At 63.6% G+C, this 24,796-nt stretch carries 21 protein-coding genes; 9 read left to right on the top strand and 12 right to left on the bottom strand.

The genetic code is table 11. The annotated features are described in order from the left end of the window. From ACQ3DC_RS02165 to ACQ3DC_RS02145, 5 genes are all read right to left on the bottom strand, one after another. Positions 1–1,020, bottom strand: a complete 1,020-nt coding sequence (locus tag ACQ3DC_RS02165) for a pilus assembly protein TadG-related protein (protein WP_430751428.1) — start codon at positions 1,018–1,020, stop codon at positions 1–3. Continuing rightward, complete coding sequence (locus ACQ3DC_RS02160) at positions 1,008–1,400, bottom strand: TadE family protein (RefSeq protein ID WP_321214057.1); 393 nt, start codon at positions 1,398–1,400, stop codon at positions 1,008–1,010. The genes ACQ3DC_RS02165 and ACQ3DC_RS02160 overlap by 13 nt, the downstream gene beginning before the upstream one ends. 75 nt (positions 1,401–1,475) lie before the next feature. Beyond that, positions 1,476–1,676 (bottom strand): Flp family type IVb pilin, encoded by a 201-nt coding sequence (locus ACQ3DC_RS02155; protein WP_430751427.1) that lies wholly within the window; start codon positions 1,674–1,676, stop codon positions 1,476–1,478. A gap of 9 nt (positions 1,677–1,685) precedes the next feature. After that, entirely contained in the window at positions 1,686–1,886 is a 201-nt protein-coding gene (locus ACQ3DC_RS02150) for a Flp family type IVb pilin (protein WP_430751426.1), read from the bottom strand. A 277-nt stretch (positions 1,887–2,163) separates the two neighbouring features. Then, the gene (locus tag ACQ3DC_RS02145; RefSeq protein ID WP_430751425.1) at positions 2,164–2,799 is read right to left on the bottom strand and encodes a prepilin peptidase; all 636 of its coding nucleotides are present in this window, start codon (positions 2,797–2,799) and stop codon (positions 2,164–2,166) included. Between the two features lie 325 nt (positions 2,800–3,124). Between ACQ3DC_RS02145 and rplM the strand changes: the two genes are divergently transcribed. Further along, positions 3,125–3,568: a 50S ribosomal protein L13 gene (gene rplM / locus ACQ3DC_RS02140; RefSeq protein ID WP_015937805.1), complete on the top strand. Its 444-nt coding sequence runs from the start codon at positions 3,125–3,127 to the stop codon at positions 3,566–3,568. A 38-nt stretch (positions 3,569–3,606) separates the two neighbouring features. After that, positions 3,607–4,113 (top strand): 30S ribosomal protein S9, encoded by a 507-nt coding sequence (rpsI, locus tag ACQ3DC_RS02135; RefSeq protein ID WP_050684362.1) that lies wholly within the window; start codon positions 3,607–3,609, stop codon positions 4,111–4,113. An 89-nt stretch (positions 4,114–4,202) separates the two neighbouring features. Here rpsI and ACQ3DC_RS02130 read toward each other — a convergent pair whose 3' ends face one another. From ACQ3DC_RS02130 to ACQ3DC_RS02115, 4 genes are all read right to left on the bottom strand, one after another. Next, positions 4,203–6,101, bottom strand: a complete 1,899-nt coding sequence (locus ACQ3DC_RS02130; protein WP_430751424.1) for an ArnT family glycosyltransferase — start codon at positions 6,099–6,101, stop codon at positions 4,203–4,205. Further along, on the bottom strand, positions 6,070–7,947 hold the full coding sequence (locus ACQ3DC_RS02125) for a glycosyltransferase family 39 protein (protein WP_430751423.1): 1,878 nt from the start codon (positions 7,945–7,947) through the stop codon (positions 6,070–6,072). Before ACQ3DC_RS02125 ends, ACQ3DC_RS02130 begins: the two co-directional genes overlap by 32 nt. After that, the gene (locus ACQ3DC_RS02120) at positions 7,944–9,179 is read right to left on the bottom strand and encodes a glycosyltransferase (RefSeq protein ID WP_430751422.1); all 1,236 of its coding nucleotides are present in this window, start codon (positions 9,177–9,179) and stop codon (positions 7,944–7,946) included. The genes ACQ3DC_RS02125 and ACQ3DC_RS02120 overlap by 4 nt, the downstream gene beginning before the upstream one ends. A gap of 122 nt (positions 9,180–9,301) precedes the next feature. After that, complete coding sequence (locus tag ACQ3DC_RS02115) at positions 9,302–10,393, bottom strand: acyltransferase family protein (RefSeq protein ID WP_430751421.1); 1,092 nt, start codon at positions 10,391–10,393, stop codon at positions 9,302–9,304. A 139-nt stretch (positions 10,394–10,532) separates the two neighbouring features. Here ACQ3DC_RS02115 and glmM point away from each other — a divergent pair, with 139 nt between their 5' ends. Then, positions 10,533–11,894 (top strand): phosphoglucosamine mutase, encoded by a 1,362-nt coding sequence (gene glmM, locus ACQ3DC_RS02110; protein WP_430751420.1) that lies wholly within the window; start codon positions 10,533–10,535, stop codon positions 11,892–11,894. 63 nt (positions 11,895–11,957) lie between these two features. On the opposite strand, the gene mscL is transcribed toward glmM, so the two are convergent. Genes mscL through coaA form a run of 3 tightly spaced genes read right to left on the bottom strand, consistent with a single transcriptional unit; the run spans position 11,958 to position 14,278 of the window. Next, the gene (mscL, locus tag ACQ3DC_RS02105) at positions 11,958–12,362 is read right to left on the bottom strand and encodes a large conductance mechanosensitive channel protein MscL (protein ID WP_157241631.1); all 405 of its coding nucleotides are present in this window, start codon (positions 12,360–12,362) and stop codon (positions 11,958–11,960) included. Between the two features lie 24 nt (positions 12,363–12,386). Continuing rightward, complete coding sequence (locus ACQ3DC_RS02100; RefSeq protein WP_430751419.1) at positions 12,387–13,277, bottom strand: M15 family metallopeptidase; 891 nt, start codon at positions 13,275–13,277, stop codon at positions 12,387–12,389. 5 nt (positions 13,278–13,282) lie between these two features. Then, a complete protein-coding gene (coaA, locus tag ACQ3DC_RS02095) occupies positions 13,283–14,278 on the bottom strand; it encodes a type I pantothenate kinase (RefSeq protein ID WP_321214048.1) in 996 nt (331 codons plus the stop codon). 116 nt (positions 14,279–14,394) lie between these two features. Between coaA and glmS the strand changes: the two genes are divergently transcribed. The 6 genes from glmS to treZ all read left to right on the top strand — a co-directional run bounded on the left by glmS (position 14,395) and on the right by treZ (position 24,783). Next, entirely contained in the window at positions 14,395–16,281 is a 1,887-nt protein-coding gene (glmS, locus tag ACQ3DC_RS02090) for a glutamine--fructose-6-phosphate transaminase (isomerizing) (RefSeq protein ID WP_157241633.1), read from the top strand. 116 nt (positions 16,282–16,397) lie between these two features. Then, a complete protein-coding gene (locus ACQ3DC_RS02085; RefSeq protein ID WP_157241634.1) occupies positions 16,398–16,745 on the top strand; it encodes a holo-ACP synthase in 348 nt (115 codons plus the stop codon). Between the two features lie 29 nt (positions 16,746–16,774). After that, positions 16,775–18,370, top strand: coding sequence for an NAD(P)H-hydrate epimerase (locus ACQ3DC_RS02080; protein ID WP_430751418.1), 1,596 nt, complete (start codon positions 16,775–16,777; stop codon positions 18,368–18,370). A 67-nt stretch (positions 18,371–18,437) separates the two neighbouring features. Beyond that, positions 18,438–20,693: a glycogen debranching protein GlgX gene (glgX, locus tag ACQ3DC_RS02075; RefSeq protein WP_157241636.1), complete on the top strand. Its 2,256-nt coding sequence runs from the start codon at positions 18,438–18,440 to the stop codon at positions 20,691–20,693. Then, the gene (gene treY, locus ACQ3DC_RS02070) at positions 20,690–23,017 is read left to right on the top strand and encodes a malto-oligosyltrehalose synthase (protein WP_430751417.1); all 2,328 of its coding nucleotides are present in this window, start codon (positions 20,690–20,692) and stop codon (positions 23,015–23,017) included. The genes glgX and treY overlap by 4 nt, the downstream gene beginning before the upstream one ends. Next, positions 23,014–24,783: a malto-oligosyltrehalose trehalohydrolase gene (treZ, locus tag ACQ3DC_RS02065; protein WP_430751416.1), complete on the top strand. Its 1,770-nt coding sequence runs from the start codon at positions 23,014–23,016 to the stop codon at positions 24,781–24,783. Before treY ends, treZ begins: the two co-directional genes overlap by 4 nt. The last annotated feature ends 13 nt before the right edge of the window (positions 24,784–24,796 follow it).

The raw sequence follows: 24,796 nt of genomic DNA, 5'->3' as shown, positions 1-24,796 counted from the left end.
TTACTTGATCAGCCCCAGGACAACGACGTTGCCCGTGGGTGTGGTTGTTCCTCCGGTGAAGAGGTTGGGATCTGCGGAGTAACCGACGAAGGTGCCGTAAAGACCTTTCTCGCTTCCGCTGAACACTGGGGTCGGGTCATATTTGGCCTGACCGGACAAGTTCCAGGCCTGGATTTTGAAGCCGGCCCATTTTTCGATGAAGTACTGGACGGAACTGCCGTTGCAGGTGCCGAACTGCGCAGCGGGCATTCCATCGCAGGTGTATTTGTAGACAGGCAGTGCCACTGTGGACCCCGCCAGCGAAGGGTTTAGAGAGGGGTTGAAGAGGTCAATGCATCCGTTAGGGACTGCGGCTCCTGCGCTTGTTTTGCTCCATTGGCCAACTTCCGCTGTGACATTGCATCCTGTCGAGCCATCGGGATTAAGCCATGCGAAACCACCAGGAATGATCTGGTTCGACGGGTTGAGGCCATTGCAATCCTGGGCGCCGCCACCGCCGCCTTGGGTCAGTATCTTGTGCGGAAGCCCGTCATCCTTGAACTCGCAGGGGGCAAACGTCAGGGGAAGGACCGTGATCCCTTTTGTCGGGTACAACCATTTAGCTGTGGCCGTTGCTCCCACCGTGGCTGCGGGGGCGTTTAAGGCGCTGGCAAACATCTTGCTGAGGAAGCCTGCGTTCGTGGTCCCGTCCTTCGTGGATGTTGTGACAGTAACCTCCCCTGGGACAGAAAGGTCCACGCTCTGAACCGTGGACTTGTTGTCGTTGGAGTTGCTGTCGGCAAGGGCCTCGGCCACCGCATTTGCGTCCGCTTGCGTGCAGCCCCCGGCTTCGGAGCAGATGTCCACACCAGCAAGGGCGCCGGCATCCGCTGCGTTTTGCAGTTGGGCGCGTTCGGCGTAAATCTGCCCCGTATCGACGGCCAAGGCGCCGGCGCCGATGAGGACGATCATCATGACCGCCACCATGACCCCGGCAGCTCCCCTCTCATGATCCTTCTGGTCCTTGACTATCCGTTGCATCTCATCGCTCCTACGCCGGTAAGCGTTACTGAGCTGCCAAAAAGCCCCGTTAGCGTTGCAGCCGGGTAAGTGATGGTCACCTTGGCTGTAGCGTTGGGCGCGCAGGATGCCGGGCTGAACGAATACGCGAACGCTGCCGAGTTGACTCCGGGGGCACCAGCGACCGCCGCTGCTTTGGCGTCCGTTTGACTGTTCTTGACCGCCATCCCACGGGCAGCTTCACGCGCAGCCTGGGTGACAGATATTTGGGCGTTGTAGGCGTTGGCAAACTCCACGATGCCGACAACGAGCGCCAGCAACACGGGAGCGACTAAAGCAAACTCCACGGCGATGGCGCCACGGCTCTTGTTTTCCGTGTCTTTCACGAAGATCTTCTTCAACGGATCCCCCGAGGATGGTTGGATTTTTGAATGTGCCGCGCGCTCTCGCCCGCGGCACATTCAAGAGGGCTTCGGCTACCAGGTGCCGACGGTGGAACCGAGGGTGGAGAACCAGGTGTTCAACGCGGTTCCGAAGGCAGTGACGCCGATGATGATGAGGAGCGCGATGAAGGCGACGAGGAGCGAGTATTCTGTCGCGGTTGCGCCCTTTTCCGAAGAGGTCCGCTCCTTGACGCCAGCTACGAAGGCCAGCACGTAGACCATGAGAGAAGTCATCTCAGTTCCTTACCAGGTGCCGACGCGGGAACCGAGGGTGGAGAACCAAGTGTTCAGCGCGGTTCCGAAGGCGGTGACGCCAATGATGATGAGGAGGGCGATAAAAGCGACGAGGAGGGAGTACTCCGTCGCGGTGGCGCCCTTTTCAGAAGAGAAACGATCCTTGACGCCGGCAACGAATGCCATCATCGAGACCATAAGTGAAGTCATTGTAATTTCCTTTAATTCGGTGAAATGGAGTGATTTGATTTCAACGAATTTCCAGCTGCCCCCGTAATTCTTTAGCGGCTGGACTTCGCTAAGAAAAGATTGTCATTGCGAGGGAGGGGCAACAATGCGTAGTTGTACTCGACTTTTTTCGCACGGCCAAAATGGTCGTACTCAGAACATGGGACCAGTACTCAGGTGCGCCAGGATTTTCCAGACTCGACTACTTGGATGGTCGCGAACAGGCGGAACGCCAACGGACAGTTTGGCCGGAACGAGACTAGAGGGTGAGAAGTGAGGCTGCTGCGGCGGCGAGGAGCATCGAAGGACCATGGGCCACTTCCGCCCCGCTAATCCGGCCATTCTTGGCTGCAACTACTATCGACACCAGCCCATTGATGATGAAGCCCAGGAGCCCCCCGTAGAGAAGCTGGGTCCAGCCTAGGTACCCGAGGTAGAGGCCTATGGGGGCAGCGAGCTTAACGTCGCCCATCCCGATGCCCGCGGGTGAAATCAGCGCCAGAATCACGTACGCGAAGAACAAAATCAAGCCGCCAGCAAGTGCTCGCCCGAGTGCACCAGCTTGATTATCGAAGAGGGCCGGCAGCATTAACAGGAGGAGGCCGCCAATAAGAAGCGTTAAGACAAGTGGGTTGGGCAGCAGGTGCCGGGCTACGTCAATTCGCCCCAGCTGCGTACCCATAACCGCCAGGAATAGAAAAGCGGGCAGGCTTAACGTAATTCCCAAGCGAAGGGAAAAGGCCGCGCACGCTGCGAAGGTAATTGCCGCCGTCGTAATTTGGACAGGGATGCTGGGGCGGATTCCGGCCCTGGGCAGGAAGCGGGCGATGGCAACCTCCGCGGCAGGGGAGAGGATGCCGCCAAGGACGCCGGCTCCGACGACGAAAAGCCACACAGCGGACCCATCGTTGACCCAAGAATGCACTGTGTCCCCCCGCGAACGTCGATCCGGCTCGGCACGCACCAGCGTCCGGCTACCCCATTTTGACCCTGAACCCCTTAACGCGCTAATCTTGGTAGTCGTTGTGCGTGTCCTATTCCGATGGTGCGTGCCCGCTTGAGAATCCGGTTGCAGGATGACTACTCAACGTGCACATTCGGAAGCAAAGGATGACTGGTTACATAGAGCCCTCACCTCTGTTCCGGTAGCGCGCAGATAGTAGGTGCACGAGCTAGTGACACCTAAACAAGAACGCCAGAACAAGAACGAGGCAAACACCGTGCGTACGTACACCCCGAAGCCCGGCGATATCAACCGCCAGTGGCACGTCATTGACGCCACAGACGTTGTCCTTGGTCGTCTCGCGAGCCAGACCGCAATCCTGCTGCGCGGCAAGCACAAGGCCACCTTTGCGTCCCACATGGACATGGGCGACTTCGTCATCATCATCAACGCTGAGAAGGTCGCCCTGACCGGCGCCAAGCTGGAGCAGAAGCGCGCATACCGCCACTCCGGCTACCCGGGCGGCCTGACCTCCGTCAACTACGCGGAACTCCTGGAGTCCAACCCGGTCCGCGCCGTGGAGAAGGCCATCAAGGGCATGCTCCCCAAGAACTCCCTCGCTGCCCAGCAGCTCGGCAAGCTGAAGGTGTACCGCGGTGCTGAGCACCCGCACGCCGCCCAGCAGCCCAAGACTTTCGAAATCACCCAGGTCGCCCAGTAGTCCTGGCCACCAAACAACTTATCTATACAAGGAGAATCGTGGCTCAGAACGAAGAGACCACCGAAGCCGTTGAGGCTGAGGAAACCCTGACCAGCTACACCTCTGAAAGCTCAGCAGCTGACGCTGCTGCGCCGAAGAAGGAGCGCCCGGCACTGACCGTCGCCGGCGCAGCTGTTGGCCGCCGCAAGGAAGCTGTTGCACGCGTTCGCGTTGTCCCCGGCTCCGGCAAGTGGACCATCAACGGACGTGCGCTGGACAACTACTTCCCGAACAAGCTGCACCAGCAGGACGTCAACGAGCCCTTCAAGATCCTTGATCTCGAAGGCGCCTACGACGTCATCGCCCGCATCCACGGCGGCGGCATCTCCGGCCAGGCCGGCGCCCTGCGCCTCGGCATCGCCCGTTCCCTGAACGAGATCGACGTCGAGAACAACCGCGCCACCCTGAAGAAGGCCGGTTACCTCTCCCGTGACGCCCGCGTCATCGAGCGTAAGAAGGCCGGTCTCAAGAAGGCCCGCAAGGCCCAGCAGTACTCCAAGCGCTAAATCCGCTTGTACAGAAGCCCGTCCCGCCTTTGGCGGGGCGGGCTTCTTCGTGCAATTGGACGGCAGTTGGGATGGTAGGCGCCGACAGGCTAGTCCCGGGTCAGGCGATAAACCGTGAATCCTTCTATTACTTCTGGGTCAAATGCGCCCTGCACCCACTCATGGATGGCCAATAGTTCTGCACTGTTGCCTGGGACCTTGAGCTGCTCAGGTTGAACTACCAAGTAGCAGAGCCGACCTCCAGCTACCCAATCTTGGAATTGTTCCAAGGTAGGACTTGGGTCGGTAGCGGCGAACCCACCCAACGGCATGATCGGACGGTTTGTCTCGAGTTGGAAGCGGGCTGCAGTTTGGCCCGGATAGGTCGCCGCAGCCCACGTACATGAAGAATTGGAGCTTTCAAGCACGGGTTTAAGGGACGACCCGGGCGCATTTCCGATGGCGAGTCCTGTTGCCCATGCCGGATCCAATGACTTGGCCCCTGCCATAAACCGACTCAGCGTATTTGGGTTGGAGGAGATGCCCCCGGACAACGGATTTGAGCCAGTTTGGGGAGAACCCACTGTGATCACGGAGCAAAATATGGGCCCGACCATAAGGGTGCATAACACCAACCATGAGGCCGCAGGGATGACCCATTTTGCCGGCGGCGGGATCAGCACCAGGACACTCGCAGACAGGCCAATATAGAGCAATAGTTGGCCAATCCACTGCGGATAGGCATCGCTTATTTGCCACATGGCATGGGAGAAGACGGCGCTGATCAGCATGCCTAAGAAAACAAAAAGACGGCTCCATAGCGTTCTCCCGCTCCCAAGCACGAGTTCCATGCCCAAGCCAAGGCATAGTGCCAAAGGCGCGGCCAGGGACGCGGTGTAGTAGGAGTGAAAACTGCTTCCCATAAAGCTGAGTACCAAGTAGGTGAGCAAAAGCCAGGATGCTGCGGCTACAGCAAATACTGATTTTTCCCTCGTGTATTTCTTTTTCACAACGCAAGTGAGAACTGCCAAACTTGACAGCAGCGCCGGTAGCAAAAGCCAGCCAATCTCCTGCCCATAGTTACCGTTGAAGAGCCGGAAGAATCCGGAGTCTGTCTCTACTGTTCTCATGCTTTCCGGCAGGAGAGCTGACCATGGATCATTTTCGCGTTTTAGAACACGATCGACGCCGTTATAGCCCAACGTCAGTTCGACCATGCTGTTGCTCGAGGAACCGCCTATGTAGGGTCGGCGTCTTGGATCAACCATGTCCACTATCAGTGGCCACGCAAGCGACCCGGAGATGAGCATTAGTCCTGCGGCGACAAGCGACAAGAGGCGCGCACGCCAAATCACAATCGAAAAGACACAGAAGACCAGGACGATCGAGGGAAGCACCAGGAAAGCTTGCAGTTGTTTCGCCATGAACCCGAGGGAGAGAAATCCTGCACTGAGATATAAGTGGCGGCCCTGGCATGATTCGGTCGCTTTGATGCCCGCATGGAGTGCGCAGAGCATCAGAAGAACCATAAGAGGGTCAGGATTGTTGTAGCGGGCGAGCAGCAAGGTGATGGGTGTCGCGGCAAAGACAGCAGTCGAGAGTAGGGCGACTGTCGCAGGGAGGTGACGGCGCGTCATTGTGTAAAGGAGCGCGGCACTGCCAAGCGTCAGTGCCGCTTGTGGGAGCAGCATAGCCCAGGTATTCAGCCCGAAAAGGCGGACAGAGAGTCCCATGATCCAAAGGCTCAAGGGAGGCTTGTCCACTGTTATGGAATTGCCCCAGTCGGCGGAACCAAACAAGAATGCAGAGGGATCATGAAGACCGGACTGGACTGCTGCCGAATAGTACGCATTTGCCCAGCCGTTTGCTCCAAGGGCCCAGGAATACGAGATAGCGGCAAGTGACAGAATCCCGGCCAGACAGTATTTTTCCCATCGCCCGCGGGCGACTACGCTCTGTTTTGGCCGGAAGGCCTCCCTACTGCCTAAGATCGTAGATCGTGACTCCATCGATAACCTCCCCCTTGAAATTGGAATGAACCCAGTCGGTTATGGCCCTGGCGTCGCTTCCTAGCGGTACTTCATCAAGGATTGGCTGTTGCCAAATGAAGTAGGTGATCTTTCCTTCCTGCACGAGCGCTTTGAATTGGTCGATCGTTGGTGCGGGGTCGTTGCCCAGCCAGCCTCCCAGGGCAATAACGGGCCGTTCGGAAGCGAGCTGATATTGTGCTGCGTTCTGCGCGGTATATGTTGCGGCGGCCCATGTCGACGGCGAAGAATCGCGAAGAAGCGACGTGATTTCCTGAGACGGCTCAACACCGAATCCCAGATGTCTAGCAAGCGGCGGGTCACCTCGGCGGGCGGCGTCCAAGTGGGCCGATAGGGAGCCCAAATTGTTCCCGACTGGTCCTGAAAGGGGATTAGTTCCGGAGTGTGGTTTGGATAGCGTTATCACATCCGTCGCGAGTGGGCCGATCACCAAGGCCATAGACACCATCGCCAAGGCAAGAAGCTCTAAGTATCGTGGCCGGAGGAACAGCCACCCCACCACAGCCAGGAGCGTTACGCCAAGCAGAACAGCGGGCCAGGCCCCCCAAGCATCGCTGTATTGGAAAATACGAATTGCCATGTACCCGGTCCCGGCAAGGAGCACCGCCCCTAAGCACCGGGGCACAATCCGCTGCCGTTGGCTCCACAGCAACTGCGTTCCCAACGCAACAACTACAGCCATCGGCGCCGCGAGTGAAAATACGTAGTAGGTGTGTGTCATGGTGCCCATGAAACTCAACACCACGTAGGCGGTGAGGAGCCAAAGCACGGCACAAATGATCAATGCTTTCGCGGTCCGGCTTCCGCCAGCCTGCTGCCAAAGCAGTATCAAAGCCAGCGAGCACGTCGCCGCGGCAAAGAGGAGCCACGCCCCCTCAGGAGCAAAGTTTGCGTTAAACAGGCGGCTTAGCCCGCCGTCGTACTCTGGGGCAGGTCCCGGAGCTGCGGGCGCTGTTTGAGGATCAGCGCTGAAACGCAAGAATCGTGCGAGGCCGTTGTAGTCGAGGGTGAGTTCGAGGATGCTGTTGGTTGCGGATCCGCCGACGTAAGGTCGGTTGGCGGCGGGTGTGAGCTCGACTATCGTCATCCACCAGCCGCCGCTGATGACCAGTGCGGCGAGCGAAGCGAGGAGCCGGAGGAACCGGGATGCCATGGTTCCCGCGCCGAAGAGCAGGACGGCGAGAATGAGGGCGGGGATGGGTAGGAAGGCTTGGATCTGCTTGGCCATGAAGCCCAGTCCGAGTGAAGTGCCGGCGAGCAGGTACCAGGTCCAGCGGTTGTCTTCGGTGGCCCGCATGACGAAGTAGACCGCTGCGACGGTCAGCAGACCCATAAGCGGTTCGGGGTTGTTGTACCGGGACATGAGGACAACGACGGGAGTGGTCGCGTAGATCAGGCCGCCAAGGAGGGCGGGTGCGGCGGAGTGGCTGCGGCGGATGATTTTGTAGATCAGCCACGTGGTGGCGACGCCCATAAGTGCTTGGGGTACGAGCAGGGCCCAGGAGTTCAGTCCGAAGAGTCGGACTGAGAGGGACATGATCCAGATGCTCAGGGGCGGCTTGTCTACGGTGATGAGGTTGCCGGCGTCGAGGGAGCCATAGAAGAAGGCTTTCCAGTCCTGGGAGCCGGCTTGTGCTGCGGCGGAGTAGTACGGGTTGGCCCATCCGTTCCTGTCCAGTCCCCAGAGGAATGTTGCTGCTGTGGCGGTGAGGAGGGCGGCAAGCCCGATGTACTCCCACGGCAGTGGCGTGCGGACGCCACGGACCGTTGAAGGAGCCGCGGCACGGCTGGCCTCGGCCACACTCACCGGACAGGTTCCCCGGCAGGACGCAGTCCACGTACGGCCGCCTGTTCTCCTTGCCGCACCCTAAACACCCAGAGCCTCAAGAGGATAAACCTCAGCAGAGTGGCGAAGATATTAGCCGCCGTCAGGGTCAGCAGTTCCAGATTCGGTGCTGCATCTGGGTTTACGGCGTGCAGAACCAGCAGGGATGACGACGTGATTGTCCAGGCCAGCAGGAACACCATCAAACCCTGGAACTGCTGGGTGAACAGCTTCGCCGGTCCGCTGATGCCGAACGTGAACCGGCGGTTGGCCGCCGTGTTGCCCACGGCCGTCATAAGCAGGGACAAGAAGTTTGCTTCCTGCGCCCCAAAGGGACCCTGCAGAACCAGGTAAAGCAACGCGAAGGCCAAGGTTGACACCGCGCCAACCATGCCGAAGCGAAGGACCTGGCCGAAGAAGCTTGGTCGGCTCTCCGGAACAATGGGACGGCGCCCCAGTTCGGCGTATATCGCTTGGACGGGAATTACCCCTTTTACCAGGGAGCCTGCCACGCGCACCATGCCCCTCAGATCATCCAGGGCGGTCTGCTTGATATCCACACGGCTGTCGGGGTCGTCCACCCAGTCAACAGGGATTTCGTGAATCCGGAGACCAGAACGCTCCGCAATTATCAGGAGCTCGGTGTCGAAGAACCAGCCGTTGTCCTCCACATGCGGCAGGAGGCGCTTGGCTACGTCAGCACGAATGGCCTTGAATCCACACTGCGCATCCGAAAAGCGCACCTGCATTGTCCGGCGCAACAGAAGATTGTAGGACCTGGATATGAATTCACGCTTGGGTCCCCGGCTTACCCGGGAGCTTTGCCCCAGCCGGGTGCCAATGGAAATGTCCGAATGCCCCGACAGCAAGGGAGCAACCAAAGGGGGCAAGGCCGCAAGATCGGTGGACAAGTCTACGTCCAGGTACGCTAAGACCTTTGCTTCAGATGCGCCCCACGCATCCCTGAGGGCGAAGCCGCGTCCCTTGACTTCAAGGCGTCGGTATTCAACGTTCGGCATGTGCTCGCTGAGCCGAGCGGCAATCACCGGAGTCCGATCGGTGCTTGCATTGTCGGCGATCGTGATTTTCCACGCCGACGGCATTTCGTGCGTCAGATATTCGGCGAGCCTCGTGATGCTGCTTTCGAGTACCGCTTCTTCGTTGAAGACCGGTACAACAATTTCGAGCGCCAAGCCCCCATAGCTAGGTGTCATGCATGGATCGTAGGGGCGACGAAATGGCCGTGGCGAGGCTTTTGGGCAAAGACAGGTACTCGAAGCCAGAATCCAAGTAGTCGGGTACCTGGGTCGGCCCAGAAGGCAGCGGAGTTGTGTGTTTACGCGTGCTGTACTTGGTGCGGCTTCTTGGCGGAGAATCTACGCCGAAGCCATCTCTCGGCAGGTTTTTCCACGACCTCGTGCAGAAGCCCCGACAAGGCGACGGATGTCAGAACGACGAGGGCCGCGATCACGATCGACTCGCCCACGGATACGCCGGCGGCAAACTCTCGTACCACTTTGATCACGAGCTCATGAATAAGATACAAAGCATAAGACCACTGGCCGAGCCGAATCAGGCCGGAGGAACGAAGCAGGCCCTTCTTCCCCGACAAGTCTCCATCAGCGCAAGCAGAGATGACAATCAAAAACCCAGGGATCATTACAAGATTGGCGACGGTCACCGGTATGGGGCCCACAAGACCATTTGCGAGGAGCGAGGCGACAAAAAGACCAGCCGAAAGGATGCCCAGAATTAGGGTTGCTTGCACAGCATTGAAGGGTGGGCGCCAGCCGCCCTTCATTAGCTTGGCAAGCGATATCCCGAGGATGAATTCACCGAGTCGGTAAAGCGGCATGGTTCCCAACAAATAGTCTGCTGTCGACACGGAGGACATCGCGGCCAGACCCACCATCGCCACGAGTAGGGCGACGGGTATCGTGAAGATGGCGCGAACAGACGCTTGGGTCGTGGCAAGCTTCCTGCATAGGAAGGGGAACGCCAAATAAAAAAATGCCTCGCATGACAAGGACCAGGAAACTCCATTGAAGGCATTTAGGAACGGGCTTGCCGGGATCCAAGCTTGAGTCAACGAAAGAACAAATGGCGTGGCGACCCAACTAGAACCTCCTGATGTCGGCAACGGCGGAGCCCAGATCGCCAACAGCATGGTGAGTACGTGGAGAGGCCAGATTCGGGATATTCGATTCCAATAAAAGGCGCGGGGACGGACTTCGTCCGCGTGGGACCATGTGAGTACAAACCCCGAAAGAATGAAGAAGAAGCTAACTCCTGTGAAGCCATACTCAAATACGGTTAGACTCTCGCCCAGTGGGTTGAAGTAGAGGCGCAGGTGGTACATAACCACCGCCATAGCTGCGAAGAATCGAAGTCCTGTCAGGCTCGCCAACTGGTTGCTTCCTGCTGCCATAATTTCCCCCCAATTACCGGCACGCGCCAGAGCGCTAGTGAGAGCATATCCAAAGCGCAGCGAAGCAGCGCTTCTAAGTCGTTCACTCCGTCGCGGGCGGGGTAGAAGACCGCCCATCCCCATCCTCTAGACTTGACCGGTGTCTAGATTATTTGGAACTGATGGTGTCCGGGGACTGGCGAACGGCCTGTTGACTGCTGAGCTGGCGCTGCAGCTGGCCCAGGCGGCCGCCGTCGTGCTCGGCCACGACCGCAACTCCAACGGGACGCGGCCGCGCGCCGTGGTGGCGCGTGACCCGCGGGCCAGCGGCGAGTTCATCGCCGCTGCCGTGGAGGCCGGGCTCTCAAGCTCAGGCGTGGACGTCTACGACGCCGGCGTCCTCCCCACGCCTGCGGCGGCCTACCTGGTAGCTGACCTGGACGCCGATTTCGGCGTGATGATCTCCGCCTCCCACAACCCCGCACCGGACAACGGCATCAAGTTCTTCGCCCGTGGCGGCCAGAAACTGCCGGACGACGTTGAGAATGCCATCGAGGCGCAGATGTCCAAGGAAGCGGTGCGGCCCACCGGCGCTGATGTGGGCCGGATCCAGCGCTTCTCCGACGCCGAGGACCGCTACATCGTCCACCTCCTGCGCACGCTGCCGCACAACCTCGAGGGCATCAAGGTGGTCCTGGACTGCGCGCACGGCGCCGCCAGCGGCTGCTCACCCCAGGTGTTCAAGGATGCCGGCGCGCACGTGGTGGTCATCGGCGCCGAACCCGACGGCCACAACATCAACGACGGCGTCGGCTCCACCCATCTTGGCCCGCTCAAGGAAGCGGTGATCAAATACCAGGCCGACCTTGGCATCGCCCACGACGGCGACGCCGACCGCTGCCTCGCGGTGGACCACGAGGGCAACGAGGTGGACGGCGACCAGATCATGGCCATCCTCGCAGTTGCCCTGAAAAAGTCCGGCAAGCTCAAGGACGACGTCCTGGTGGCCACGGTCATGAGCAACCTCGGCCTGAAGATCGCGCTCCGCAACGCGGGCATCAGCATCCGAGAAACAGCCGTGGGGGACCGTTACGTCCTGGAGGAAATGCGCGACGGCGGCTTCAACCTGGGCGGGGAACAGTCCGGCCACGTAATCTTCGCCGACCATGCCACCACGGGCGACGGCGTCCTGACCGGCCTACAGTTGGCGGCCCAGATCGCCCTGACCGGAAAGCCGCTCAAGGAACTGGCCACCGTGATGACCAAGCTTCCCCAGGTGCTCATCAACGTCAAGGGCGTTGACCGCACACGGGTGGGCAGGAACGAAGTCCTGGCCCAGGCCGTGGCGGCTGCGGAGGCCGCCCTCGGCGAGACTGGCCGCGTCCTGCTCCGCCCCTCCGGCACCGAGCCCGTCGTGCGCGTGATGGTGGAGGCAGCTGACGAAGATACAGCCCAGTCCATCGCCGAACACCTGGCCCAGGTGGTGCGCACCGAGCTCGCCCTGGAACTGGTCAGCGAGTAACAAACCGACATAACAAGAAGTGGCCCGTTTCCAAAGGGAAACGGGCCACTTTCGTCTGGAATGTTAGGAAGAGCGGGTTTTGAGGGCGTCCCGGATCTCGGTAAGCAACGCGATCTGCGGGTCTTCCGCGGACTCCTTTTTCACGTCCTGGCCGATCCCCAGCCTGCGGTTGCGGCGTTCAACCATGAGGTTCATGGGCATCACCACGACGAAGTAGATGGCGGCCGAGATCAACAGGAAATTGACGATCGCCGTCAGCAGGACGCCAAACTCGATGGCGTTGCCGTTGAAGTCAATCTTGGCGAAGCTGTCAAAGTTGGGTGAACCGGTCAGCCCGGCGATGAACGGCATGAGCACCTTGTTCACCAAAGCAGTCACTACCGCGCCGAAGGCGGTGCCGATAACCACGGCGACGGCAAGGTCAACAACGTTGCCCTTCATGATGAAGTTCTTGAATCCAGTCAGCATAGGAACCAAACTAGCGCAGTTGCCTTACGGGTAGCCCGGTGCCGCCTCCACGCCGAAGTACTCCTCCAGCGTGAAAATGCCGCGCGCAACCATGTCCGTGGCCGCCTCCACGCCGATATACCGCAGGTGCCACGGCTCGTAGTAGTACCCCGTGACGGGGTGGAACATCCACGGGTACCGCACCACGAAGCCGAACCGGTGCCCGTTCGCCTTGGCCCACACGGCGGCGGGCTGGTCAGCAAAGCACGGCTGGAAACTGCACGCGCCCCCGCCGTCGGCGATGTCGAACGCCCAGCCCGTCTGGTGCTCCGAGTAGCCGGGGCGCGCACTGGCCGTGTCCGCGTCGGCCTGCCCCCGCGCCGCGACGTAGTTGTTGTAGGTCCCCACCTGCGTCCCGTACGAGCGGTACCCGCTGGCCAGGACCATCGCCACGCCGTCCCGCCCGGCAGCGGCGAACATCGCCTCCGCAGCCGCCGCCGTTGTGCTGTTCAGCAGGGCAGCCTCGCCGGACGCGGTCATTGCGACGTTGGGCGGCACCAAATCAGCCGGGACGTAGTCGGCCGGGACCAGGGGGCGGTGCTTGTTGACCACCAGCCAGGGGCTCGCGGGGTCTGTGAGCGAGAACTGCCGCGGCAGGGCTGCGGAGGGCGACGGCGCGGGGGACGGAGCGGCAGGTGCGGCAACCTCGGTGGGGGGCGCCGCCGTCGTGCTTTCCGGGGCGGGTGCGGGGGCACCGCCCGCGGGGGATGAGGGGGAGGTGGACGACGGCGCCATCGCCGCGGGTGCCTCCGGCGTGCACGCTGCCAAAACAGTCAGGCCGGCGCCGGCTGCCAGGAACTGGGTGAAGGTGCGCCGGCTGGGCGCCCCTGATTCAACCGGGGGGACAGCCGCACCGGGCGAGCAGTCGTGGCACACCTGTGTTAAACCTTCCGGAGCAACATCCGGCGGATCGAGTGGTCCGCCTCCTTCGTCAGCACCAGCTGCGCACGGCCCCGGGTGGGAAGGACGTTTTCTTCCAGGTTGGGCTCGTTGATGCGCTTCCAGATGTCCCGCGCGGTGACCTCGGCTTCTTCGTCGGACAACGTGGCGTAGCGGTGGAAGTACGATTCCGGCTGGGCAAACGCCGTGCTCCGCAGCTTGCGGAACCGGTCCACGTACCATTCCTCGATGTAGGAAGTCTTGGCATCCACGTAGATGGAGAAGTCGAAGAAGTCGCTCAAGGCCAGGCCCTGGCGGCCGTCGTGCCGCGGCCGCGCCGGGGCCAGCACGTTCAGCCCCTCAACAATCAGGACATCGGGCCGGCGCACCACCACTTCCTTGTCCGGAACGATGTCGTACGTTACGTGGGAATACCACGGGGCGCGCACTTCCTCGGCGCCGCTCTTGATCTCACTCACGAAACGCAGCAGGGCCCGCCGGTCGTACGACTCCGGGAAGCCCTTGCGCTCCAGCAGCTGCCGCCGTTTCAGCTCCGCCAGCGGATAAAGGAAGCCGTCCGTCGTGATGAGTTCCACGTTGGGGGTACCGGGCCAGCGCCGCAGCATCTCGCGGAGCACGCGCGCAATGGTCGACTTGCCCACCGCCACGGACCCCGCCACGCCGATCACAAACGGCGTGCGCTGGGTGTGCTCACCCAGGAACGTGGTGGTGGCGGCGTGCAGCTGCCCGGCAGCCTCGACGTACAGGTGCAGGAGCCGCGACAGGGGAAGGTAGACCTCGCGGATCTCCTTCATGTCCAAAGGATCCCCGAGGCCGCGGAGACGGATGATGTCCTCTTGGTTAAGAGGCTGTTCCATCTCGTCTGCGAGCCGGGACCAGGTCTGCCGGTCCAGCTCCACGAACGGGGAGACACCCTCTCCGTTCGCCTCGTTGCGTTGCAAAGTCACGTTAGTGATTCTGCCCCTCGCCCGGCACATAGCGAAATGGAGGCGGATTTGAGCGCGTAAGCAGTGGCTATGCGCGCCGCGGATCACAGCCCGTGCAGAGTGTCCCGGTTTAGATGTAGGGCACCCCTGCCGATAGTCTTGAGCCTATGTGTGGAATCGTGGGTTATGTGGGCCGTTCTGGTAACGGCGGAAGTCACAGTGCGTTGGATGTTGTCCTTGAGGGGCTGCGCCGCCTGGAGTACCGGGGCTACGACTCCGCCGGGGTGGCTGTGGTGTCCAAGGGCGTGATCGAGTCCCGGAAGAAGTCCGGGAAGCTGAGCAACCTGATCGCGGAGCTGGAGGCGCGTCCGCTGCCGGAGACGATGACCGGGATCGGCCACACCCGCTGGGCCACGCACGGCGGGCCGACGGACCGGAATGCGCACCCGCACCTGGCTGATGAGGGCAGGCTTGCCGTGATCCACAACGGCATCATCGAAAACTTTGCCGAGCTCAAGCAGGAGCTGCTGGACAAGGGCGTCACGTTCCTGTCCGAGACGGACACCGAGGTGGCTGCGGCGCTGCTGGGCGACATTTTCCGGAACAAGCTCGGCGGGGACGCGTCCGACGGCGGCCTGACCCGGGCCATGGAGCTCGCCTGCCAGCGCCTTGAGGGTGCGTTCACCCTGCTCGCGGTCCACGCTGACCAGCCCGACGTCGTGGTGGCCGCCCGCCGCAACTCGCCCCTGGTGGTGGGCCTGGGTGAGGGGGAGAACTTCCTCGGCTCGGACGTGTCCGGGTTCATCGACTACACCCGCCGGGCGGTGGAGCTGGGCCAGGACCAGATCGTCACCATCACCGCGGACACGGTGGAGATCACCGACTTTTACGGCAACCCGGCGGCGGGCAAGGAATACCACGTGGACTGGGACCCGGCCTCCGCCGAAAAGGGCGGGTTCAGCTCGTTCATGGAGAAGGAAATCCATGACCAGCCGGACGCCGTGGCGCAGACCCTGCTGGGCCGCTCGGACATCAACCACAAGCTGACCCTGGATGAGCTGCGGATCGATCCGGCGCTGCTGAAGCAGGTTAACAAGATCATCGTCCTGGCCTGCGGCACCGCGGCGTATGCGGGGATGGTGGCGAAGTACGCGATCGAGAACTGGTGCCGGATCCCCACCGAGGTGGAGCTCGCGCATGAGTTCCGCTACCGGGACCCGATCCTGGACGCGAACACCCTGGTAGTGTCCATCAGCCAGTCCGGGGAAACCATGGACACCCTGATGGCCGTCCGCTACGCCCGGGAACAGGGCGCCAAGACCATCTCGATCTGCAACACCAACGGCTCCACCATCCCGCGCGAGTCCGACGCCGTGCTCTACACCCACGCCGGCCCGGAGATCGCGGTGGCCTCCACCAAGGCGTTCCTGGCCCAGATCACCGCCGCGTACCTGCTGGGCCTGTACCTGGCGCAGCTGCGCGGGAACATCTTCTCCGGCCAGATCAAGGACGTCCTCGCGGACCTGAACAAGATCCCGGCGAAGATCCAGAAGATCCTGGACAACGCCGGCCCGCTCCGCGAGCTGGCCCGGAGCATGGCCAACGAGAAGTCGGTGCTGTTCCTGGGCCGCCACGTGGGCTACCCGGTGGCCCTGGAGGGTGCGCTGAAGCTGAAGGAAATCGCGTACATCCATGCCGAGGGCTTCGCCGCCGGTGAGCTCAAGCACGGCCCGATCGCCCTGATCGATGAAGGCCAGCCGGTGTTCGTGGTGGTCCCGTCCCCGCGCGGCCGTGATTCCCTGCACGCCAAGGTGGTCTCCAACATCCAGGAAGTCCGCGCCCGCGGCGCCCGCACCCTGGTCATCGCCGAGGAAGGCGACGAAGCGGTCAAGGCCTACGCCGAGCACGTTTTCTACGTCCCGGAAACCCCCACGCTGCTGATGCCGCTGCTGACCACCGTCCCGCTGCAGATCTTCGCCGCGGAACTGGCCCAGGCAAAGGGCTACGACGTGGACCAGCCCCGCAACCTCGCCAAGAGCGTCACCGTCGAGTAACTGGACCTGATTTAGAGCTGAAGCCCCGGGCACAGAGCCCGGGGCTTCAGCTTTTAAGCATGTGCTCCGGCCCGGCATAGGCGGCAGCCCGGGGGCGTCACCGTAGAATAAGCCGCATGATTGTTGGCATTGGCGTAGACGTTGTAGACATCGAGCGGTTCGGCCGCCAGCTTGAGCGCACCCCCGGCCTCCGGGACCGGCTGTTCGTTCCGGCTGAGCGCGAACTGAACACCCGGTCCCTCGCCGCGCGGTTTGCCGCGAAGGAGGCTGTGGCCAAGGTCCTGGGCGCGCCGGCCGGCATGAACTGGCAGGACTGCTGGATCGGCCTGGACCACAACGGGCCCACCGTCCAGGTGAAGGGCACCGTGCTGGCCGTGGCAGAGGCCAAGGGCGTCAAGCGCTGGCACCTCTCCATGAGCCACGACGGCGGCATCGCCACTGCGACGGTCCTGGCCGAAGGCTGAGCGGCTCCGGCCGTCACGGGACTGACACGTTGATCGGCGCCTACACCGGCACCCAGGTCCGGCAGGCCGAGGAACCGCTCCTCGCCTCCGGCCTGGGGGACGCCCTCATGCAGCGCGCCGCCCACGGCCTGGCCAACGCGGTCATCGCCGAGCTCAAAACCCGCGGCCGCCGCGTTTACGGTGCCAGCGTCGCAGTGCTCGCCGGCAAGGGCAACAACGGCGGGGACGGGCTGTACGCGGCCTCGTTCCTTGCGGCCAGGGGCGTGCGCACGACGGCGGTCCTCACCGGGGATTCCGCCCACGCACTGGCGTTGGCTGCCTTTGAGCGCGCCGGCGGCCGGGTCCGCCGCCTCTCCGAAGCGGCACCCGGGAAACTTGCGGCAGAAACGGCCTGCGCCGACGTCGTGATCGATGCCGTGCTGGGCACAGGTGCGCAAGGCGGGCTGCGGGGAAGTGCTGCCGGCCTCGTGGCCGCCCTCGCCGAGCTCAGGGCTGACGGCGCCGGAAACACCTTTGTTGTGGCCTGCGACCTTCCCAGCGGCGTGGACGCCGACACCGGGGAAGTGTCCCGGCCTGTGCTGCCGGCTGACCTGACCGTCACGTTCGGCGGCGCCAAGGCGGGCCTGCTGGCCGACCCGGGCGCCGACTTTGCCGGCAGGGTGGAGGTAGTGCCGATCGGCATCGAGGAACACCTGCCCGAACCGTTGCTGCGCCGGCTCGAAGACGTGGACATGGCCAGGATCCTCCCGCGCCCTGCCCGCCGGGCCCACAAGTATTCGCGCGGGGTGCTGGGAGTGGTGGCGGGGTCCGCTGATTATCCGGGCGCCGCCGTCCTGGCCTGCCGGGGTGCGCTCGCCGCCGGGGTGGGGATGGTCCGTTACCTCGGTCCGCCCGAAGTCGCTGACCTGGTGCGGCAGTCCTGCCCCGAAGTGGTCTGCAGTACCGGCACGGTTGCGGAGAACCGCGTCCAGGCCTGGCTGGTGGGCTCGGGCATGGGTCCCGGGGACCACGACCAGCTCCGGCGCGCCCGTGATGCCGTGGACTCAGGGCTCCCTGTCGTGGCAGATGCCGGGGCCCTGCCCGCCCTTCCCGATGTTCTGGCCCCGCAGGTTGTCCTCACCCCGCATGCCGGCGAGCTCGCCGCGCTCCTGCGGCGCCTTGGCCGGGGGGAGGACAGGGAAGCCGTGGAAGCCGGAACCCTGGCCGCCGTCCGCCAGGCTTCGCAGCTGACCGGGGCCACAGTGCTGCTCAAGGGCGCAACCACCCTGGTAGCCGCACCCTCCGGCAGCGTGTACAGCCAGGCTGACGGCACACCCTGGCTCGCCACCGCCGGCAGCGGCGACGTCCTGGCCGGCGTCATCGGCGCGCTGCTCGCCCAGGCAGGTTTCGACGTCGGACGCTTCCGTAAGGTGGGCGCTGACGGGGACGCGCGCTGGGCCGCCATTGCCGCGCTGGGAGCCGCCCTGCACGGGAAAGCCGGCACGTCGGCGTCGGACGCGTGCTCCGGTGGTCCGATCGCTGCTGGCGGAATTGCCGACGCCTTACCCGAAGTGTGGGGTAAAGTCAGCAAGCTTAGTAACTCTGGGGCCGGGAAATGTAATAGTCACAGCCAGCCGTTACGGTAGGCATTAGTTCGCACCGGCAGTAGGGGCGCTCCTGCTCCTCTGCTGCCGAATCACAAAGAGGAGCATTATGGAAGTCTGGCCTGGATCGGCTTATCCCCTGGGTGCCACGTTCAACGGAACCGGCACCAACTTTGCCCTGTTCAGCGAACGAGCAGAAAAAGTCGAACTTTGCCTCTTCGATGAGGACGGCAAGGAAACCCGCATCACCCTGGACGAGGTGGACGGATACGTCTGGCACTGCTACATCCCGCAGGTCCAGCCGGGCCAGAAGTACGGCTACCGCGTCCACGGACCCTACGACCCCGCGTCGGGCAACCGCTTCAACCCCAACAAGCTCCTGTTGGACCCCTATGCCAAGGCCGTGCACGGCCAGGTGGACTGGGATCCGTCCCTGTTCACCTACAACCTGGGCGAGCCGGACTCCATCAACAACGAGGACTCCGCCAGCCACATGATGATGGGCGTGGTCATCAACCCCTTCTTCGACTGGGACGGCGACCAGAACCTCCGGATTCCCTACCACCAGTCCGTCATCTACGAAGCCCACGTCAAGGGCCTCACCCAGCTCCACCCGGAAATCCCCGAGGAACAGCGCGGAACCTACGCCGGTGTGGCGCACCCCGCCGTCATCTCCCACCTGCAGAAGCTCGGCGTCACCGCCATCGAGCTGATGCCCGTGCACCAGTTCGTCAATGAAGGCACCCTGCAGGACAAGGGCCTGAACAACTACTGGGGCTACAACACCATCGGCTTCTTTGCGCCGCAGAACACCTACAGCTCCACCGGCGACACCGGCCAGCAGGTCCAGGACTTCAAGGCCATGGTGCGGTCCCTGCACAAGGCCGGCATCGAGGTCATCCTGGACGTGGTGTACAACCACACCGCGGAAGGCAACCACCTGGGCCCCACGCTGTCCTTCAAGGGCATCGACAACGCCGCCTACTACCGTTTGATGGAGGGCGACGAGAAGCACTATATGGACTACACCGGCACCGGCAACTCCCTCAACGTCCGCCAGCCGCACTCCCTGCAGCTGCTAATGGACTCACTGCGCTACTGGGTCAGCGAGATGCACGTGGACGGCTTCCGCTTCGACCTCGCCTCCACCCTGGCCCGCGAGTTCTACGACGTTGACAAGCTGTCCACCTTCTTCGAACTCATCCAGCAGGACCCGGTCGTCTCCCAGGTGAAGCTCATCGCCGAGCCCTGGGACGTTGGTCCCGGCGGCTACCAGGTGGGCAACTTCCCGCCGCAGTGGACTGAATGGAACGGCAAATACCGCGACACCGTGCGGGACTTCTGGCGCGGCGAGCCCGCCACGCTCGGCGAATTCGCCTCCCGCATCACCGGTTCCGCGGACCTATACGAGCACTCCGGCCGCCGGCCGGTGGCCTCCATCAACTTCGTCACCGCGCATGACGGCTTCACGCTCGCGGACCTGGTGTCCTACAACGAGAAGCACAACGAGGCCAACGGCGAAGGCAACAACGACGGCGAATCCCACAACCGGTCCTGGAACTGTGGCGTCGAAGGTCCCACCGATGACCCCGAAGTCCTTGGCCTGCGCGCCCGGCAGCAACGGAACTTCATTGCCTCGCTGCTGCTGTCCCAGGGCGTCCCCATGCTCCTGCACGGTGACGAAATGGGGCGCACCCAGCAGGGCAACAACAACGGCTACTGCCAGGACTCCGAGCTGACCTGGGTCAACTGGGACACCGTCGACCAGCCACTGATCGAGTTCACGGCAGCGGTCAACGCGCTGCGGGCCAAGCACCCCACCTTCCGCCGCAGCCGGTTCTTCGACGGACGGCCCGTGCTGCGGGGCGAGGGAGAACGGCTGCCGGACATCGTTTGGCTGGATCCGTCGGGCGAGACCATGAAGCCGGAAGCGTGGGACAGCGGATTCGGGCGGTCCGTGGGCGTCTTCCTGAACGGCCATGGCATCCAGGGCAAGGACAGCCGCGGCCGGAGGATCACCGACGTGAACTTCCTGCTGTACTTCAATGCCCACGATGACACCGTCAAGTTCACCCTGCCTGCGGACGAATACGCACCGGCCTGGGACGTCATCATCGACACTGCCGGGCAGAACGCGGACACCCAGCCGGTCAACGCCGGGGAGCCGCTGCCCGTGGAAGCAAAGTCCCTGGTGGTCCTGCGCGCGCATCAAGTCGAGGAAGTTGAGCCTGACCACTCCGTGGCCGCATCCCTGGCGGCTCTGACGCAGACCTCCACCAGCGAAACCGAGTCGCTCACCACGCCCATGGTGGCCGAACCCGGGAAGACCACCAAGGTCGGCTCGCGGAAGTCTTCCAAAAAATGAGGGTGCCCGCATCCACCTACCGCCTGCAGATCCGGAGCAGCTTCACACTGTTTGATGCTGCCGAAAAGGTGCCGTACCTGAAGTCGCTCGGGGTGGACTGGGTGTATCTTTCACCCATCCTGACGGCGGAGCAGGGCTCGGACCACGGCTATGACGTGACCGATCCCTCCGCCGTGGACCCGGCGCGGGGCGGCCCCGAGGGGCTGGCGGCGCTGTCCAAGGCCGCGCGCGAACACGGCATGGGCGTTTTGGTGGACATTGTGCCCAACCATGTGGGCGTGGCGACGCCGGCCCAGAACCCGTGGTGGTGGTCTTTGCTGAAGGAAGGGCAGGGCTCACCGTACGCCGACGCGTTCGATGTCGAGTGGGAGCTTGCCGGCGGGAAGATCCGGCTGCCCATGCTGGGCTCTGACGGGGACCTGGACAAGCTGGAGATCAAGGACGGCGAACTTCGGTACTACGACCACCGCTTCCCGCTCGCCGAGGGCACGTACTCCGACGGCGATTCACCGCAGGAGGTGCACAGCCGCCAGCACTACGAGCTGATGGACTGGCGCCGCGCGGACGCGGAGCTCAACTACCGGCGCTTCTTCGCGGTTACCACGCTCGCGGGGATCCGGGTGGAAACTCCGCGCGTGTTCGAGGAAGCCCATGCCGAGGTGGGCCGGTGGTTCCGTGAGGGCCTGGTGGACGGCCTGCGGGTGGACCACCCTGACGGGGTGGCAGATCCGGTGGGGTACCTGCGCTGGCTGAAGGACCTCAGCGGCGGCGCCTATGTGCTGGTGGAGAAAATCCTCGAACCGGGCGAGGACCTGCCCAGCGAGTTCGCGTGTGAAGGAACCACCGGGTACGACGCCCTGGCGGACGTGGACCGGGTGTTCGTGGACCCGGCCGGAGAACAGGCGCTGGACGCCCTGGACGCGAAGCTCCGGAACTCCGATATTCCCGCGGATTATGCCGGGATGATCCGGGGCACCAAGCGGATGATCGCGGACGGCATCCTGCGTTCCGAGGTGCTGCGGCTGGCCCGGCTGGTTCCCGAGTCCCACGGGCTTACGGTGGACCAGGCAGCCGACGCCATCGCCGAGATCATTGCCGCGTTCCCGGTGTACCGGACCTACCTGCCCACCGGCGCTGAGATCCTCAAAGAGGCGTGCGAGTCCGCCGCTGCCTCGCGGCCCGAGCTGGAGGTTGCCGTGGGAACGCTGCTGCCGCTGCTCCTTGATCCCGCGAACCCCATCGCGGTCCGGTTCCAGCAGACCTCCGGCATGGTGATGGCCAAGGGCGTGGAGGACACCGCGTTCTACCGCTACACCCGTCTGGGCACGCTGACGGAGGTGGGGGCCGAACCGACCGAATTCTCCGTGCCGGTTGAGGAGTTCCACCACAGGATGCTTCGCCGCCGGCAGGAGCTGCCGCTGTCCATGACCACCATGTCCACCCATGACACCAAGCGCAGCGAGGACGCCAGGGCGCGGATCTCGGTCATCGCTGAACTTCCCCGGGAGTGGGCGGACACCTTGGACACGCTGCGCGAACTTGCCCCGATCCCGGACGGCCCGTACGAGAACCTGCTCTGGCAGGCGGTCGTCGGAGCGTGGCCCGCCAGCCGGGAACGGCTCCAGGGCTACGCGGAAAAGGCCGCCCGGGAAGCCGGCAACTCCACCACCTGGACGGACCCGGACGGGGACTTCGAGTCCTCAGTCAAGGCAGCCGTGGACGCAATGTTCGACGACGCCCGGGTCGCCAGGGTGGTGGAGGATTTCGTGGCACGGATCGACTCCTACGCCGCGTCCAACTCCGTGTCCGCCAAGCTGGTCCAACTGACCATGCCGGGCGTTCCGGACGTGTACCAGGGCAGCGAGTTCTGGGAACGGTCCCTGACCGACCCCGACAACCGGCGGCCCGTGGACTTCGCCCGCCGGCAGGAGGAGCTGGCAAAGCTCGACGCCGGCACCTTGCCTGAGGCGGGCACCGAAACCAGCAAGCTCCTGGCCACCTCCCGGGCACTCCGGCTCCGCCGAGACCGGCCCGAACTGTTCCAGGGCTACCACCCGGTGACGGCCACAGGTTCCGCGGCAGCGCACCTGCTCGCTTTCCACCGCGGGAGTGACGGTGCCGCGGGCGCCTTGACGCTGGCCACCCGGCTGCCCGCCGGACTGGCGGCCAACGGCGGCTGGCAGGACACCGCCGTCGAACTTCCCGTGACCATGCGGGATGCGTTGACCGGCGCCGGCTACGGGCCGGGCGCAGTTTCGGTGGCAGACGTGCTGGGTACCTACCCTGTGGCTTTGCTGGTACCAGTGGATGGAGAACAGGCATGACCCTCGTGAATGTTGGGCCGGACCGTTTCGATGTCTGGGCCCCGGAGGCCAGGTCGGTAACCCTGCTCGCGGACGGCCGGCAGTACCCCATGGTGAAGAAGGAGACGGCGCCCGGCTCGGACGGCTGGTGGGCCGCTCCGGACGCACCGGGCGAGGGCGAGGTTGACTACGGGTACCTGCTGGACGGGGACGGCCACCCGCTGCCGGATCCGCGGTCGCGGCGGCTGCCTGCCGGAGTGCATGAGCTCTCCAGGACCTTCGACCCCGCCGCCCATGCCTGGCAGGACGGCGGCTGGGAGGGCAAGGAACTGCAGGGCTCGGTCATCTACGAACTCCACGTGGGGACCTTCACGCCCGAGGGAACCCTGGAGGCCGCCGCCGCAAAGCTGGGCTATCTGGCGGACCTCGGCGTAGACTTCGTCGAACTGCTGCCGGTCAACGGCTTCAACGGAACCCACAACTGGGGCTACGACGGCGTCCAGTGGTACGCGGTCCACGAAGGCTACGGCGGCCCGGCGGCCTACCAGCGGTTCGTGGACGCGGCCCATGCTGCCGGCATTGGCGTCATCCAGGACGTTGTCTACAACCACCTCGGCCCCAGCGGGAACTACCTGTCCAGGTTCGGGCCCTACCTGAAGCAGGGCGACGCCAACACGTGGGGCGACTCGGTGAACCTGGACGGCCCCGGCTCCGACGTGGTGCGCGAGTACATCCTGGACAACCTGGCGCTGTGGCTCCGCGACTACCACGTGGACGGGCTCCGGCTGGATGCGGTGCATGCGCTGCGCGATGAGCGGGCCGTGCACATCCTGGAAGAGTTCGGCGCCTTGGGCGACGCCGTCTCGGCCGAAACGGGGCTGCCGAAGACCTTGATTGCGGAATCGGACCTGAACAACCCCCGCCTGCTGTATCCCCGGGACGCCAACGGGTACGGGCTGGCCGGGCAGTGGAGCGACGACTTCCACCACGCAGTGCACGTGAGCGTCAGCGGCGAGACCACCGGGTACTACGAGGACTTCCAGTCGCTGGCGGTCCTGGCGAAGGTACTCAAGGACGGCTTCCTGCACGACGGCAGCTACTCCAGCTTCCGCGGCCGGCACCACGGCCGGCCCATCAACGCTTCGCTGGTGCACCCGGCGGCATTGGTGGTGTGCAACCAGAACCACGACCAGATCGGCAACCGCGCCACGGGGGACAGGCTCTCGCAGTCGCTGTCCCACGGGCAGCTGGCCATGGCCGCCGTACTCACGCTGACCTCGCCGTTCACGCCCATGCTGTTCATGGGCGAGGAGTTCGCCGCGAGCACCCCCTGGCAGTTCTTCACCTCCCACCCTGAGCCTGAACTCGGCAAGGCCACTGCGGAAGGCCGGATCAAGGAGTTCGAGCGCATGGGGTGGGATCCCGCCGTCGTGCCCGATCCCCAGGACCCGGAGACCTTCCGCCGGTCCAAGCTGAACTGGGACGAGGCCGCCAGGGGTGACCACGCGCGGCTCCTCGAGCTTTACCGCTCCCTGACGGCATTGCGCCGGGAGCACGCGGAACTTGCCGGCCTTGGCTTCACCGAGACGGACGTGGCGTTCGACGACGACGCGGGCTGGCTGCGATTCCGGCGGGGGAGCATTGAGGTGCTGCTGAACCTGTCGGACGCCAAGGTCCGGCTGGAAAATGTGCCCGGTGCCGTCCTGCTGGCAACGGACGAGGGGACCGGCCTCGACGGCGAAGCCCTCGCCCTGGCGCCCTGGAGCGCGGCCATTGTGAAGTCCTGATCCCTGGTCAGGC

It is taken from the genome of Paenarthrobacter sp. NEAU-H11, assembly GCF_050573415.1.
In the GTDB taxonomy this organism is placed as follows: Bacteria; Actinomycetota; Actinomycetes; order Actinomycetales; family Micrococcaceae; genus Arthrobacter.
The sequence above is the reverse complement of the archived record's forward strand: the minus strand, read 5'-3'. Positions and strand labels throughout refer to the sequence as shown.

Excerpts from the sequence above, each read along its gene's own strand:
- mscL (WP_157241631.1), bottom strand. The coding sequence starts at position 12,362 with ATGCTGACTGGATTCAAGAACTTCATCATGAAGGGCAACGTTGTTGAC.
- glmS (WP_157241633.1), top strand. The coding sequence starts at position 14,395 with ATGTGTGGAATCGTGGGTTATGTGGGCCGTTCTGGTAACGGCGGAAGT.
- ACQ3DC_RS02120 (WP_430751422.1), bottom strand. The coding sequence starts at position 9,179 with ATGACACCTAGCTATGGGGGCTTGGCGCTCGAAATTGTTGTACCGGTC.
- glgX (WP_157241636.1), top strand. The coding sequence starts at position 18,438 with ATGGAAGTCTGGCCTGGATCGGCTTATCCCCTGGGTGCCACGTTCAAC.
- coaA (WP_321214048.1), bottom strand. The coding sequence starts at position 14,278 with ATGTGCCGGGCGAGGGGCAGAATCACTAACGTGACTTTGCAACGCAAC.
- ACQ3DC_RS02150 (WP_430751426.1), bottom strand. The coding sequence starts at position 1,886 with ATGACTTCACTTATGGTCTCGATGATGGCATTCGTTGCCGGCGTCAAG.
- ACQ3DC_RS02115 (WP_430751421.1), bottom strand. The coding sequence starts at position 10,393 with ATGGCAGCAGGAAGCAACCAGTTGGCGAGCCTGACAGGACTTCGATTC.
- treY (WP_430751417.1), top strand. The coding sequence starts at position 20,690 with ATGAGGGTGCCCGCATCCACCTACCGCCTGCAGATCCGGAGCAGCTTC.
- ACQ3DC_RS02085 (WP_157241634.1), top strand. The coding sequence starts at position 16,398 with ATGATTGTTGGCATTGGCGTAGACGTTGTAGACATCGAGCGGTTCGGC.
- treZ (WP_430751416.1), top strand. The coding sequence starts at position 23,014 with ATGACCCTCGTGAATGTTGGGCCGGACCGTTTCGATGTCTGGGCCCCG.
- ACQ3DC_RS02130 (WP_430751424.1), bottom strand. The coding sequence starts at position 6,101 with ATGGAGTCACGATCTACGATCTTAGGCAGTAGGGAGGCCTTCCGGCCA.
- ACQ3DC_RS02155 (WP_430751427.1), bottom strand. The coding sequence starts at position 1,676 with ATGACTTCTCTCATGGTCTACGTGCTGGCCTTCGTAGCTGGCGTCAAG.
- ACQ3DC_RS02165 (WP_430751428.1), bottom strand. The coding sequence starts at position 1,020 with ATGCAACGGATAGTCAAGGACCAGAAGGATCATGAGAGGGGAGCTGCC.